Source organism: Brachybacterium kimchii (assembly GCF_023373525.1).
GTDB classification, from domain to species: Bacteria; Actinomycetota; Actinomycetes; order Actinomycetales; family Dermabacteraceae; genus Brachybacterium; species Brachybacterium kimchii.
On sequence record NZ_CP097218.1, the window covers coordinates 3,647,115 to 3,660,642 of the forward strand.

Here is a 13,528-nt window from a genome sequence, read left to right on the forward strand (position 1 = left end):
ATATCTGATATCCGCTATCTACTGTGGTGTATGACACGCACCGAAGGCGATGAGGGGCGGCTTCCGCTGTCCCACCAGGCTCAGCAGGCGATCCGACAGCACATCGTCGACAACGGCCTGCACCCGGGTGACCCCCTCCCCAGCGAGGGGGAGTTCTGCCAGCTGCTGGGCATGAGCAAGTCCTCGGTCCGGGAAGGGATCCGCCGTCTGGAGATGCTCGGCATCGTCGACGTGCGTCGAGGACGCGGCCTCTACGTGGGTGCTTTCAGCCTGCGCCCCGTCGTCGACGCGCTGCCCTACCAGCTCACTGTCAACGACACCTCGCTGCGAGAGATCCTGCAGGTCCGGGCTGCGATCGAGGAGGCTCTCATCGTCCAGGCGAGCAAGGAGCTCAGCGAAGCCCAGCTCGACGCCCTCGATGAGCTGGTCGCGCAGATGCGTGAGAAGTCGATGGCGGGCGAGGTGCCGCGGGGGTTCGACCACACCTTCCACCTGGCCCTGTTCGAGCCGCTCAGGAACCAGATGCTGAACCAGCTCATCGAGACGTTCTGGGAGGTCCACGCCCGGTTCGCCGCGATCGCTCCGGCGCCGATCAACCACCATGCGGTTGAGGACCACCAGGAGATCATCGACGCGATCCGCAGCGGCGACGCCCAGCGGATGACCCGAGCGGTGGCCGTGCACTTCGCACCGATCCAGAGCAACGTCGAGGCCGCCCCTACCTCCCCAGCCTCCGCACCCGAGGGGCGGCCGGCATGAGGCTCGCCGGCATCCATGCGGCGCTGATCGCCGCCTACGACGATCACGGCGAACTCAGTCTCGAGCGGCAGGCGGAGCTGATAGACCACGTTCTCGACCAGGGCGTGGACGGGCTCTTCGTCTCCGGCTCCACCGGCGAGGCCTACCTGCAGAGCGCCGACGAACGACGCGCCACCATCACCGGAGCCGTCGAGCAGGTCGCCGGGCGCGGACCCGTGATCGCCCACACCGGCTGCCTGGACACCCGCACCTCGCTGTCCCTCACCGAGCACGCCGTCCAGGCGGGCGCCGACGCGGTCAGCGCTGTCACCCCGATCTACTACAACTTCGACGAGGCCCAGCTCGCCGCGTACTTCCGCGAGCTCTCCGCCGCGGCCGGCCCGACACCCCTGATCGCGTACCACATCCCCGGCCGCAGCCACGTCGACCTCTCGCCGGACTTCTTCCTCCGGCTCGCCGACGAAGGGATCCTCCAGGGCCTGAAGTACACCTCGACCGATCTCCACCCTCTCGTCGAGATCATCCGCCAGTCCCCTCCGGACTTCGTAGTCTTCAACGGTTCCGACGAGGTGCTGATCGGCGGCCTCGCCCTCGGCGCCGACGGCGGGATCGGATCCACCTACAACGTGATCGGCGGCGTCTACCGGCAGGTCGCGGACCACGTCGCGGACGGGGACCTCGCCGCTGCCCTCCGCCGGCAGGGCATCGCCAACGAGTTCATCGCCCACATGGGCCGCTACGACTTCCTGCTCTTCCTCCGCGAGGCGCTGCGGCGCGCGGGCATCGAGACCGGTCATGGTCGAGCCCCGCTGCCCGCCATCACCGATTTCCAGCGGCGCGAGATCGACGACCTCCTGTCCACCCTTCTCACCCAGGAGCATTCCTCGTGACCACGACCGACGATGCCGTCCAACCTCTCCAGGTCTCCGGCGTGTTCCCCTCCCTTGCCCAGATCGCCGACTTCGGCCCGCCCCGCACCGAGATCGGGGTCGGTGCGCTCATGCCCTGGAACGGGGCCCTCTACGTCCAGAACTACACCTCGCATAAGGCCCGCAGCGGCTCCGGGGTGAGCCTGCGCCGGATCCAGCCGGACATGAGCATGGAGGTGGTGCCCGAGACCGTCGGCGTCGACGGCACCTACACCAACCGCTTCGTGCACTACCCGACGGGCCGGCTGGTCATCGGGCCGCAGGTGATCGAGCAGGACCACACCATCCACGTGGTGCCCGAGCTTCAGGAGCACCGGCTGTGCGGCACCGCCCACCACCTTCGCACCCCTGAGACCCACGTCTACGTGCTGACGATGGAGGGGCTGGTCTTCGAGCTGGACGTGCTCACCCTGGAGACCGCCCTGGTGTGGGACCTGAACGACGAGCTGACCACCGAGGGCGAGTGGAAGGTCCACTACAAGGACTGCTACACCGCCTACGGGCGCTTCCTCGTCTGCTCGAACGAGTACGGCGAGGCGGAATGGGCGGGCGAGCGCGCTCGTGGTCGGCTCGCCGAGTTCGACGGCGAGTCCTGGCGGATCCTGGAGCGGAAGCCCTTCACCGCCATCGGCGGCCGCGGAGAATTCGCCGGCACGATCTTCGCCAGCGGCTGGGACCGGGCCTCCGCGATCCTCCAGGTCTTCAGCGAGTCCGACCAGACGTGGACCCGCTACCGGCTGCCGAAGGCCTCGCACACCTTCGACCACAAGTGGCAGACGGAGTGGCCGCGCATCCGCGAGACCGAGCACGAGCGCCTGCTGCTGGACCACCACGGGATGTACTACGAGCTCTCGCCGTGGGCCTACGGCGGCCGAGTCTGGGGAGTGCGACCGATCTCCACCCACCTGTGGGTGCTGGGCGACTTCTGCTCCTGGCTCGGCATGCTGGTGATGGGCGCGGACAACGCCTCCCCGAGCACCGGCCACAACGTGACCACTGCGGAACCGCAGTCCGGCCTCTGGTTCGGGAAGACCGATGACCTGTGGTCCTACGGCAAGGCGGCCGGCTGGGGCGGTCCGTGGTGGGAGGACGAGGTCTCAGCCGGAGAGCCTTCGGATCCCTACCTGATGACCGGCTTCGACCGAAAGGTGCTGCACCTGCAGAACCACGGCGGTGCCGACGTCACGGTCACGATCCAGATCGACCCCCGCGGGGACGCCGCCTTCGGGACCCATACGGTGCTCACCGTGGCTCCGGGCGCACTCGAGTCCTACGTCTTCCCCGCCGGATTCTCCGCGCACTGGCTTCGGTTGATCAGCGACCAGGACTCCGTGCTCACCGCGCAGCTGTTCTACACCTGAGGTGCCACGATGACGAGCACAGCGGCCAGCCGCCCCACCCCGTCCGCCCGACGTCGCCGTCAGGGCAGGGACCGGCACGGTGCCACCGGCTGGTGGTTTCTCACCCCGTTCCTCATCGTCTTCCTGATCAGCTTCATCGCGCCCATCGTCTACGCCCTCTACCTCAGCGTGTTCCGCAGCCGGCTGATCGGCGGGACGGTGTTCGTCGGACTGGAGAACTACGCGAGCGCTCTGCAGGACCCTCAGTTCTGGTCCAGCGTCAGCCGGGTGACCGTGCTACTGGTCATCCAGGTCCCGCTGCTCCTGGTCATCGCTCTCGCCGCAGCACTCGCGCTGGACAGCCGGAAGCTGCACGGAATGGCATTCTTCCGGATCTCGATCTTCATGCCCTACGCCGTCCCCGCCGTGGTCGCAACCCTCATCTGGGGATTCATGTACGGCTCGAACTTCGGCCTGGTCGCCAACCTCAACGACCTCTTCAGCACGACGCTGCCGAACCCGCTCTCCCCGAAGCACGTGCTCGCCGCGATCGCGAACATCCTGATCTGGGGGAACGTCGGCTACAACATGCTCATCTTCTACGCGGCACTGCGAGTCATCCCCACCGAGCTGTACGAGGCGGCGGCGATCGACGGCGCCGGACAGCTCCGGATCATCACCGCGATCAAGCTCCCCGCGATCCGCGGCGCCCTCGTGATCGCGGCGATCTTCTCGATCATCGGGAGCTTCCAACTGTTCAACGAGCCGCAGATCCTGCAGGCCATGGCGCCGAACGCGGTCAGCACCTACTTCAGTCCCAACCTGTACTCCTACAACCTGGCTTTCAGCGGCGGGCAGCAGAACTACTCCGCGACGGTCGCCATCATCATGGGCGTGGCCACCATGATCGTCGCCTATGCCGTGCAGCTCCGCGGCATGCGGAAGGGGGACTGACCATGGCAGTCGTGACCTCGCGGGCTCGTCGGAGTCGCGGTCGTGTGCGCCACCGGATCGGCATCCGGCGCAGCTGGGGACTGACCCTGGGGACCGGCGTGCTGCTGCTCTACAGCCTCCTTCCGCTGGTGTGGCTCCTGGTCAACGCCACCAAGACGCAAGAGGGGCTGCGCGCCTCCTTCGGACTCTGGTTCGCCTCCGACTTCGCCCTTTTCGACAACATCGCCCGCGTGCTGACCTACGACGACGGCGTCTTCCTGCGGTGGCTGCTGAACACGCTGCTGTATGTCGTCGTCGGCGCCGGGGGAGCCACCCTCATCTCCACCATCGGCGGCTACGGTCTCGCCAAGTTCGACTTCGCGGGCAAGAAGATCGTGTTCGCCGTGATCATCGGCGCCGTGGCGGTTCCGGGAACTGCGCTGGCCGTTCCGACCTTCCTGCTGTTCAGCTCGGCGCAGCTGACCAACAACCCGCTCGCGGTCATCATCCCCTCCCTGGTCGCACCCTTCGGTCTCTATCTGATGTGGGTCTACAGCACCGACGCGATACCCAACGACCTGCTGGACGCCGCTCGGGTGGACGGTGCCTCGGAGCTGCGGACGTTCCGCACCATCGGCCTGCCGCTGCTGGGCCCCGGCGTCGTCACGGTGCTGCTGTTCACCACGGTGTCCAACTGGAACAACTACTTCCTGCCGCTCATCATGATCCGGAATCCGGACTGGTACCCACTCACGGTCGGGATCAACTCGTGGAACATGCAGGCCTCCACGGCCGGGGGTGAAGCGATCTTCGACCTGGTCATCACCGGTTCGTTGCTGATGATCATCCCGATCATCGCGATCTTTCTCGTCCTGCAACGCTATTGGCAATCAGGGTTGGCCGCGGGAGGTGTGAAGCAGTAACACCGGGCACGACCGCCCGGCCTCTAGTTCACAACGACGTGAAAGGAACGGGACCATGCCATTCACCACCACACGACGCAGCGCGCTCGCAGTCGCCGGCCTCGGCGCCTCAGCACTCCTTCTTGCCGCGTGCGGCTCCGACTCCGACAAGAAGTCCACCTCCGACGCCCAACCGATCGACTCCGACGCCATCGCCACTGAGGGAGGAAAGCTCCTCGTCTGGGGATGGGGCGGCGCCATGGAGCCGATGGTCAAGGGCTTCATGAAGGCCTACCCGGACGTGAAGGCCGAACTGGTCAACGTCGGGACCGGCATCGACCATTACACCGCCGTGCAGAACGCCATCCAGGCCGGATCGGGGATCCCCGACGTCATTGTCATGGAGTACCAGGCGGTGAACCAGTTCGCCCTGGACGGCACCCTCGCCGACCTTTCCGGGTACGCCGCGGACGAGCACGCGAAAGAGTTCACGACCGGCACCTGGGAGGCCGTCCAGTTCGACGGCGGCATCTACAGCATGCCGATGAGCTCGGGCCCGATGGCACTGTTCTACAACAAGAAGGTGTTCGACAAGCACGAGCTCGAGGTCCCCGAGACCTGGGAACAGTTCCTGGAGACAGGGCGGGCCCTGAAGAAGGCGGACCCGAAGGCCTACATCGCCAACGACACCGGCTCGGCCAACCTGTTGCAGGGACTGCTGTGGCAGCAGGGCTACACCCCCGTACACGGTGGACGGGGAGAAGGTCCGCATCGCCCTCGACGGTCCCGAGGTCGAGAAGTACACCGATCTGTGGCAGCAGCTGATCGACGACGAGCTGCTGGCACCGATCGAGGACTGGAGCGACGAGTGGTACCAGGGGCTCGCCAACGGCACCATCGCGAGTCTGGTCTCCGGCGCCTGGATGCCCGGGAACTTCGAGTCCGGGGTCGCCGGCGGCAAGGGCGACTGGCGTGTGGCTCCGATGCCGCAGTGGGAGTCCGGGGAGAAGAGCTCGGCGGAGAACGGAGGATCCGGTCTGGGCGTCGTGGATGCCTCGAAGAACAAGGAGCTCGCCTACGCCTTCGTCGAGTGGGCCACCACCGGCGACGGGGTCGAGACCCGCATCAATGCGACCTTCCCGTCCACCGTCGCTGACCTGGAGTCGGCGAAGTTCCTGGACCTGGAGTCCGACTACTTCGGGGGCCAGAAGATCAACGAGGTGTTCGCCGAGTCCGCCGCGAACGTCCCGAAGGACTGGTCCTTCCTGCCCTACCAGGTGTACGCCAACTCGATCCTGCACGACAACATCGGCGGTGCGTACGAGGGCGACGAGAGCCTTGCGGACGGGCTGCAGAGCTGGCAGCAGGCCCTCGTGAAGTACGGCAAGGACCAGGGCTTCACGGTGGAGGAGGGATGAGCGCCATGGACCGCACCGCCTCCGCCCGTCCCGCCTCCGCACACCGATGGTCGACCGGCGCCCGAGCACTGCTCGCCTCCCTCACCGTCGCAGTCCTCGCCCTCGCGCTGGGACTCGCCCCGACCACCACCGCGCAGGCCGCACCGGTGACTCCCACCGAGAAGGACGCTAAGCCCCGGTTCGACGAGAGCACCATCTTCCAGCGCGAGCAGGCCGGCTACTTCTGCTTCCGCATCCCAGCCGTCGTCGAGACGAAGGACGGCACCCTGCTCGCCTTCGCCGAGGGCCGCAAGGACAGCGGCTGCGGCGACTCCGGCAACATCGATACCGTCGTGCGCCGATCGCACGACGGCGGGAAGACCTGGGGAGCTGTCGAACTCATCGACGATGCCGGCGTGGACACCATCGGGGGCCCGCTGCCGATCGTCGACCAGAAGACCGGTCGGATCGTGCTGATCACGACGCACAACCCGGCGACGAACCACAATCTGCGCACTCCGTACGTCCAGTACTCCGATGACGACGGCAAGACCTGGAGCAAGCGGAAGAACATCAAGGACGACATCATGGATCCGTCCTGGCAGAAGTGGTTCGCCACCGGCCCCGGCCACGGGATCCAGCTGAAGCACGGCCCGCACGCTGGCCGCATGCTGATCGGACTGAACCACGAGGGCTACATCTCCGGGTCGGAGTCGCATGACACCGGCGCCGCCCTCGCCTACAGCGACGATGGCGGGGTGACCTGGCAGCTCGGGGCTGATGAGGGCTTCGTCCCGGAGGAGTTGAAGCCCCAGGAGCTGAGCCTCGCCGAGCTGCCCGACGGGAAGATCCTCGTCTCCGCCCGCGAGCAGCACGGCTCCGCCGAGGGCAATCGGGCCTTCACCACCAGCTCCGACGGCGGGGAGAGCTACGACGGCACTTTCAAGACCGACCCCGATCTGGCGACGCCCGTCTCACAGGGCGCGATCGAGACGTACATCGACGACCAGGGCCGGGACCGGGTGCTCTACGCCGGCGAATCCCATCCGCGGGCACGCAAAGTGCTCTCGATCCGGTCCTCCTTCGACCAGGGGAAGACCTGGCAGTCCTGGGAGGAGGGCAAGGTCATCAACTGGGGCAACGCCGCGTACTCCGACATCCTGCCGCTGACGGACGAGGAGCTCGCCCTCGTCTACGAGACCGGCGACGAGGACGCCTACCAGGAGATCCGCTTCGCCCGCTTCGACAACGCATACCTCGACTCCCCGAACGACGAGGCACCCGGCGTGATCAAGCATCCCGACGGGCCGACCACCCCGGACGTCTCCGGACGGGAGAACACCGCCTACGTGCGCGGCAACCCCGACCTGGTCGACGGCGTGCATGGCAAGGCCCTCGAGATGGACATGGAGCCCGCCGACAACGGCGACAACGATCGGGTGGACGTGCCGTACGGGGAGGAAGTGGACCTCGACGACTCGGACTTCACCATCTCGACCTGGTTCCGCTACGGGGACGAACCTCATGACCAGGCCCTCTTCTGGGCCTACAACATGGGCAGCGGCCTGCCCGGCCTCTGGGTCCGCGGCGAACCGGGAGCGGACCGGCTCCGCGCGATGATCGGCACCGAGACCGGTGATCTCTCACTGACCACGAAGAGCGCTTATAACGACAAGGCGTGGCATCACCTCGCGATGACCCGCACGGATGACGTCGTCCAGCTGTGGGTCGATGGAGTGAAGACGGCCGAGGGAAAGACCCCGCCCGGATCGCTCACCCGCGGTGGTGATCTGCTGGGGATCGATGGTTTCTTCCTCGGCCAGCGACTCGACGGGAACAACAAACTCGCCGGTGCACTGGACGACGTGCGCGTCTACGACACGGCGCTCGACGGTGATCAGATCGGTGCGCTCGCCGACGGGAAGATGCTGCTCGGGGACGACTCCGATCTGCGCCTTCACCTGCCTTTGGATGAGGTGAGCGATGCGGACTGAGAGACAGATCCTCCCGACGCCGTCCACGGGCTCTCCGACCCTTCGGACGCCTTCCAGGAATACGAGGAGTCGGGCGCCATGTCCGGTCCTGTCCTCGACCGGTTGACTGTTGATCTGGAGAGGGCCTCGATCACCTCGCGGACCGGGGGAAGCCCTGGGTGCCCTGGAGGAGTTCGTCGGGGATCTGGACGACCCGGAGAAGGGCGATTCCGTGACGGATGGGGCCTGGATTGACCTGGTCAACAGGAGACGATGCATGCGAATGCCGCCTGGCAGAGCCGACGTGTCCGACCTGTGGTCGGAGCGGTGGTGCGGGTGCTGCTTCGGCCTCTAGCTGTCGTGTTCGAGGAGGTGCCTGATGCGGCACCTCAACGATGGGTCGGCCACGTAAATGTAGGTCCCCCGCATCCCCCGCGTCAGCAGCACCCGGTACACATTGGTGATGTAGCGGAGCAGATCCTCGTCGGTGGTGGTCTGACCACGCGTCCTGTTGTCGATCTTTCCATTTCTGTCGAAGTAGTTCTTGCGGTCGGCGACGAGCCTGCCGGTCTCGGGGTCGATGCGCAGGTCGCCGCCGATGATGACGCCGGCGTAGTTGAGGTCGTATCCCTGGACGGTGTGGATCGAGCCGACCTCCTCGAGCGAGGTCTTCGAGGCGATCCAGTCGACGTCGGACCTGTTCCAGTCCAGGGCGACGCCGTCGAGCTCGATGTCGTGGAGTCCAGTCTTGCCCTTGCTCCGCCACTTCCAGGCATAGCCAGCGACGAGTCGTGCGAGCCCGAACTGAGCGTCACGTTCGCGGATCCTCTGGTGCATCGCACCGAGGTCGTCGAACAGCTCGAACTCGTAGTCGCCGAGATCCGGGATCTTCCAGGGCGGGTCATCGGAGATGAGTGCACGCGCGAACTCGAGGTACTCCTTGCCGCCCTTCACCCGCATCTGGGTGTCCAAGGGGTACAGGCGCTTCTGCTCCCTGGTCTCTGCAAGCACGCGCTCGAAGACCTCGGGCTCGATGTCCATCGGTCGCACGCTCTGGGCGGTGTCGAGCAGGAGGATGGTGTGGCGGGAGCGCTTGCGGATCCAGTCGAGTTGATTGATCGAGAGGTCGTCCTCACCGAAGAGTCGGCGGGTGATCTCGCCATAGCGCGCGGTGAGCGTGCCATGAGCCTGGGCGCCGCGCTGGGTGAGGCGGTGGGCCTCGTCGACCACGATGACGTCGAAGTCCTCCTCGGCCTCGGCCACCTCGTACGGCGTGAGCACCTGTGCATCGCTCAGCGCGGGCACCTTCTTGAACACCTTGCTGATGGACTTGCGCAGGGACTTCTGCGGGATGACGAGGCCGATGCGCAGGTCGCTGAAGAGCCCGCGGTTCCCCTCGACGAAGAGGTCGGAGAACATCGAGTCGCCCTCGACCTCGTCGGTCGGGTCGAAGACGGCGAGGTCGCGCATGAGCTTCATGAGGTAGATGCCGACGATCGTCTTGCCAGTCCCGGGATCGCCCTGGATCGCCGCGATGGTGCGCACATCGGGGTGCTGGAGGTCCTCGACCAGTCCCTCCATGATGTCCAGGACGGCGATGCCCTGTTCCGTGTTGAGCGCCTTGAACGGGGAGAGCTTGAACAGGTCGGAGTTCTCGATCTCGGGGATCGAGCGCTCGAAGTATCCGCGACCGCGGAGCTCCTCGAAGATCTCCTTGAAGGTGTCGTTGTACTCGCTGCGCTGGAAGTAGTCCTGGTTGGTGATGCCCTCGTTGCGGTTCAGCACCTCGTACTTGCCGTCACCGCCCAGCAGGCGGATGAGGAGGGATTCGAGGTCCAGGCAGGCGGATCCGTTGAAGCGCTCATCGAAGACGATGCGCACCTCCTTGAGGTGCTGCTTCTGCTCGGACTTGAGGTGCTGGCGCATACGACGGTCTGCACTGCCCGTCTCGCCGACGTAGATGTCGTGACCGTCCTCGATGAGGTAGACGACCGGCCAGTTGGAGAAGCGGGGGAGTCGTCCTCGCGTCTCCTCGACGGAGTCGGGGGTGAAGCGGAGCTCTTCGATCTCAAAGCCGGTCATACTTCGTGCTCCGTCCCTTGGCCTTCTCGACCGGGTACTTCCGGCCGGTGCGCTCGAGCTTGTCGAGGACGATCTGCTCAGGGTCCAGGTCGAGCCTGTCCGCGAGGAGCAGCGCGTAGGTGAGGACGTCGGCGAGCTCGCCGGTGACCTCGTCGCGATCGGCATCGCCGTCCCACTGGTAGCACTCGAGGAGCTCGGCGGCCTCGATCGAGATCGACTTGGCGAGGTTCTCGGGGGAGTGGAACTGTCCCCAGTCGCGCTCGGCCATGAAGGTTCTCAGGGCCTCGATCGTGCGCTCTGTCGACATGATGGTGAACCTAACAGCATTCGTCGACCGTGCGGGAGGCTCTGAAGTCGTTCTGGACGGCTGCCGCTCTGCGTGCGGTGCCTTGGAAGGGACCGCTCAGATCACCTCCAACAACCCCCGGATGAACTCCTCGTACGTCCCCGCCCGCCCCGCGAGCCGCTCCACGTTCTCCCGCTTGGACAGCACGCGTATCAGCGCCTCGAAGAGCTCGCCGAACTCCTCGCGGCTGTCCTTGCTGAAGGCCATCATCGCGACGATCGAGACCTCGTCCTCGCCCCACACGATCGGCTCGTCCGGCACGTAGACGGCGATCGAGGAGGTGTGAGCGTCGATCACCATCGAGTGGGGGATCGCGACGCCCGTGCCCAGCGACGTCGAGGACATCTCCTCGCGCTCCAGCACGCCCCGGTGAAAGCCCGGCTCGACCATCCCCGCTTTGCCGAGGGCCGCGCACATCTGCGCGATCGTGTCCTCGCGGGTCGTCGCCTCGAGGTCCAGGAACAGCTGCGGTTCGATGAGGTTCACGAGGGAGGCACCGACGCGGCTGCGCCGCTTCTCCGCGGCGATCTCGAGGACGCTCCGGCGCACCTGCTCGAGGTCCTGGGCACCGGGCAGGGCGCTGAGGTGCAGCACGGGGGAGGCGAGCTCCCGCTGCAGACCCTGCAGGGGGACGGTCGAGACGATGAGGTCGGGCGCCGAGGGGCCGGTCGCGATCTCGGCCTCGTCGAAGGCGATGGTCTCGATCTCTCCGACCCCGGCGATCGCGGACTGCAGGAGGCTGCGCGCGGAGTCCTGCAGGTCGAGGTAGGTCGGCGAGATCATCGCGATCCGCACCAGGCGCTCGCGCGCATAGACGCTCTGGAAGTGCGCGCCCACGTGGAAGGAGATGAGGCCGATCTCGTCGGCCCGGATCTCCACGCCCAGCGCCAGCTCGAGCCGGCGCGCGATGAAGATCCCGACCTCGTAGATCAGCGGATGCGTGTCCTTGATCGACTGGCCGACGGGGATGTGGGCGCTCTGGCGCCGGCGGGCCCGCCGCACCAGGTTCCGCGCGTGCAGGCTGAGGAAGGCTATGAAGCGCTCGTTGTCCAGGTCGATCAGGTAGTTCTCGCCCACCTGCGCGACGATCCGCCGCACCACGGCCACGAAGTCGACCTCGGCGTCGGCCGTCGTCTCCGGCACCCGTTCGCGCGGGGCGAGGCGTCCGGCGACCACGAGCGAGAGGTCCTCCGGGGTCGTGTTCTCGTCCAGCAGCCCCACCAGATAGTCCTCTTCGCCGGTGGGGAGGCGCAGCTCGAAGGTGGTCTCGATGAGCTCGGCGATGCGGCGGGCGGCGTCGCGGCGCAGGTCGTCGGCGGTGCTGGTGGATGCGGGCGCGTCGAACTGGTGGCCCTGGCGCACGCGCCCCACCATCACGGCGACGTGCGCGAGGATCGCGTGCTGGTTGTTCTCGGTCGCGAGCAGGCCCAGCTCGCGGAGGATCCGGGTGAGGCCCTCGCGGAACCCCATGAGCGACGGCTCCGAGGACTCGATCGCGAGCTCGCGCACGGAGACGAACTGGGCGCGCGAGCGGGCGGCGTCGGTCATGATCTGGCGGACCAGGCGGCGCTTGGCGAGCTCGGGGCCGTCGATCCTCACGCGGGGTCCGCTGCGCTCCAGGCGCAGGTGGTGGATGGCGAGCAGCGCGCGGCCCTTGGTGAGGTCGGCCTCGAGGGTGGAGTCGCTGACGCGCAGGTCCTCGGCGAGCTCGAAGACGTCGGCGCCGTCGTCCGCGGTGACGATCGAGCGCAGCAGCGCGGAGAGCCGCTCGCCGGGGCTCAGCACGCGCCGGCCAGGATCGGGCCGCTCGGTGCCGGCGCCGGCGGAGGCGAGACGGGCGTGGTCCAGGGTGTAGCCGGCGCGGGAGGAGGAGACGACCTCCGCGTCGTGCTCGGCGTTCAACCGGGAGACGTACGTGCGGATGCTGCGGGTGGAGACGCCGAGACGCCGGGACAGGTCCTCGGCGGAGACCGCGCCCGGTCCCGCCTCGACCAGCGCGCCCAGCAGGCGCTGGCGCGTGGCCTCCCATGGGTCGCGACGGGTGGGCGCGGGTGCGGCAGAGACGGTGCGGGACGGGGTCATGGCGTGTGCTCCGTCCTCTCCGACGTCGGGCGGGTCCCGTTCTGCGATGGTGCGTCCTGGTTGTCGGCTCCGTTGATCGCGCCCTCCACGCGCTCCGCATCCGCCGCGGCCTTCGTGTCGTTCCCGTCGCCCCGGCGGACCGCCGCGCCGATCCGGGCGAGCATGTCGGCGTCGTCGATCTGCGCGAAGTCGGTGGTGTCGATCTCGACGAGGTCGCCGAGCACGAACTCCCCGTAGCCGCGGTGCAGATAGCGGCCGAGGAACACCTCGACGTTGAGCAGCTGCGGAGCCGCACGGCGATCAGCCAGCGTATCGCCGTGCTCGTAGGCATCGACGAGGTGTCCCAGGTGGCGGGTCGGATCCAGGTCGCGGTGCCGCTGGCGCTCGAAGAGCACCTCGAAGTCCGCGACTAGACGCACCGTCACCGGCCGATATCCGTAGCGGCGGCAGGCGGCGGCGAGCACGTCCTTCTGCTTGTCACTGAAGGGGTACTCGGCGAGCACGCGCACGCCATCCGCCATCGCCGCATGCACCCGGGCGAAGAACAGCTCGAGCGCAGCGCGATCCAGGTGCGCCTTCGCGTCGGCGTCGGCGAAGCCCTCCTGGTCGTACAGCTGCTCCTTGAGGTCATCGATGGAGACGGCGCGGAAGGGCCCCAGATGCTCCTGCACGAGGGCGGCGATGCGACTCTTGCCCGTGCCCGGATAGCCGGCGATCAGCAGCAGGAGGTGCTCGTCGGCCGACGAGCCGGCGTCGGCCGAGCCCGCACCGGCAGCGCGTGCCAC

11 protein-coding genes and 1 pseudogene are annotated in these 13,528 nt (G+C 67.2%); 8 read left to right on the top strand and 4 right to left on the bottom strand.

Features of this window, described 5'->3' with window-relative positions; all coding sequences use genetic code 11:
• Positions 1-30 precede the first annotated feature (30 nt).
• From M4486_RS16585 to M4486_RS16615, 8 genes and pseudogenes are all read left to right on the top strand, one after another.
• A complete protein-coding gene (locus M4486_RS16585) occupies positions 31-759 on the top strand; it encodes a FadR/GntR family transcriptional regulator (RefSeq protein ID WP_249478418.1) in 729 nt (242 codons plus the stop codon).
• Entirely contained in the window at positions 756-1,649 is an 894-nt protein-coding gene (locus M4486_RS16590; protein WP_249478421.1) for a dihydrodipicolinate synthase family protein, read from the top strand. The genes M4486_RS16585 and M4486_RS16590 overlap by 4 nt, the downstream gene beginning before the upstream one ends.
• Positions 1,646-3,049: a hypothetical protein gene (locus M4486_RS16595; protein ID WP_249478423.1), complete on the top strand. Its 1,404-nt coding sequence runs from the start codon at positions 1,646-1,648 to the stop codon at positions 3,047-3,049. The genes M4486_RS16590 and M4486_RS16595 overlap by 4 nt, the downstream gene beginning before the upstream one ends.
• 9 nt (positions 3,050-3,058) lie before the next feature.
• A complete protein-coding gene (locus M4486_RS16600) occupies positions 3,059-3,982 on the top strand; it encodes a carbohydrate ABC transporter permease (RefSeq protein ID WP_249478425.1) in 924 nt (307 codons plus the stop codon).
• 2 nt (positions 3,983-3,984) lie between these two features.
• Entirely contained in the window at positions 3,985-4,884 is a 900-nt protein-coding gene (locus tag M4486_RS16605) for a carbohydrate ABC transporter permease (RefSeq protein ID WP_249478427.1), read from the top strand.
• Between the two features lie 262 nt (positions 4,885-5,146).
• Positions 5,147-5,545 (top strand): annotated as a pseudogene (locus M4486_RS19835) (ABC transporter substrate-binding protein); the annotation flags it as partial.
• 67 nt (positions 5,546-5,612) lie between these two features.
• On the top strand, positions 5,613-6,281 hold the full coding sequence (locus tag M4486_RS19840; RefSeq protein WP_283257941.1) for an extracellular solute-binding protein: 669 nt from the start codon (positions 5,613-5,615) through the stop codon (positions 6,279-6,281).
• A complete protein-coding gene (locus M4486_RS16615; RefSeq protein WP_249478429.1) occupies positions 6,278-8,254 on the top strand; it encodes a sialidase family protein in 1,977 nt (658 codons plus the stop codon). Before M4486_RS19840 ends, M4486_RS16615 begins: the two co-directional genes overlap by 4 nt.
• 330 nt (positions 8,255-8,584) lie before the next feature.
• On the opposite strand, the gene M4486_RS16620 is transcribed toward M4486_RS16615, so the two are convergent.
• The 4 genes from M4486_RS16620 to M4486_RS16635 all read right to left on the bottom strand — a co-directional run bounded on the left by M4486_RS16620 (position 8,585) and on the right by M4486_RS16635 (position 13,528).
• Entirely contained in the window at positions 8,585-10,315 is a 1,731-nt protein-coding gene (locus M4486_RS16620) for a DUF2075 domain-containing protein (protein ID WP_249478431.1), read from the bottom strand.
• A complete protein-coding gene (locus M4486_RS16625; protein WP_249478433.1) occupies positions 10,302-10,622 on the bottom strand; it encodes a nucleotide pyrophosphohydrolase in 321 nt (106 codons plus the stop codon). Before M4486_RS16625 ends, M4486_RS16620 begins: the two co-directional genes overlap by 14 nt.
• A gap of 96 nt (positions 10,623-10,718) precedes the next feature.
• A complete protein-coding gene (locus M4486_RS16630; RefSeq protein WP_249478435.1) occupies positions 10,719-12,743 on the bottom strand; it encodes a BglG family transcription antiterminator in 2,025 nt (674 codons plus the stop codon).
• Positions 12,740-13,528 (bottom strand): P-loop nucleotide/nucleoside kinase family protein, encoded by a 789-nt coding sequence (locus M4486_RS16635; RefSeq protein ID WP_249478437.1) that lies wholly within the window; start codon positions 13,526-13,528, stop codon positions 12,740-12,742. Before M4486_RS16635 ends, M4486_RS16630 begins: the two co-directional genes overlap by 4 nt.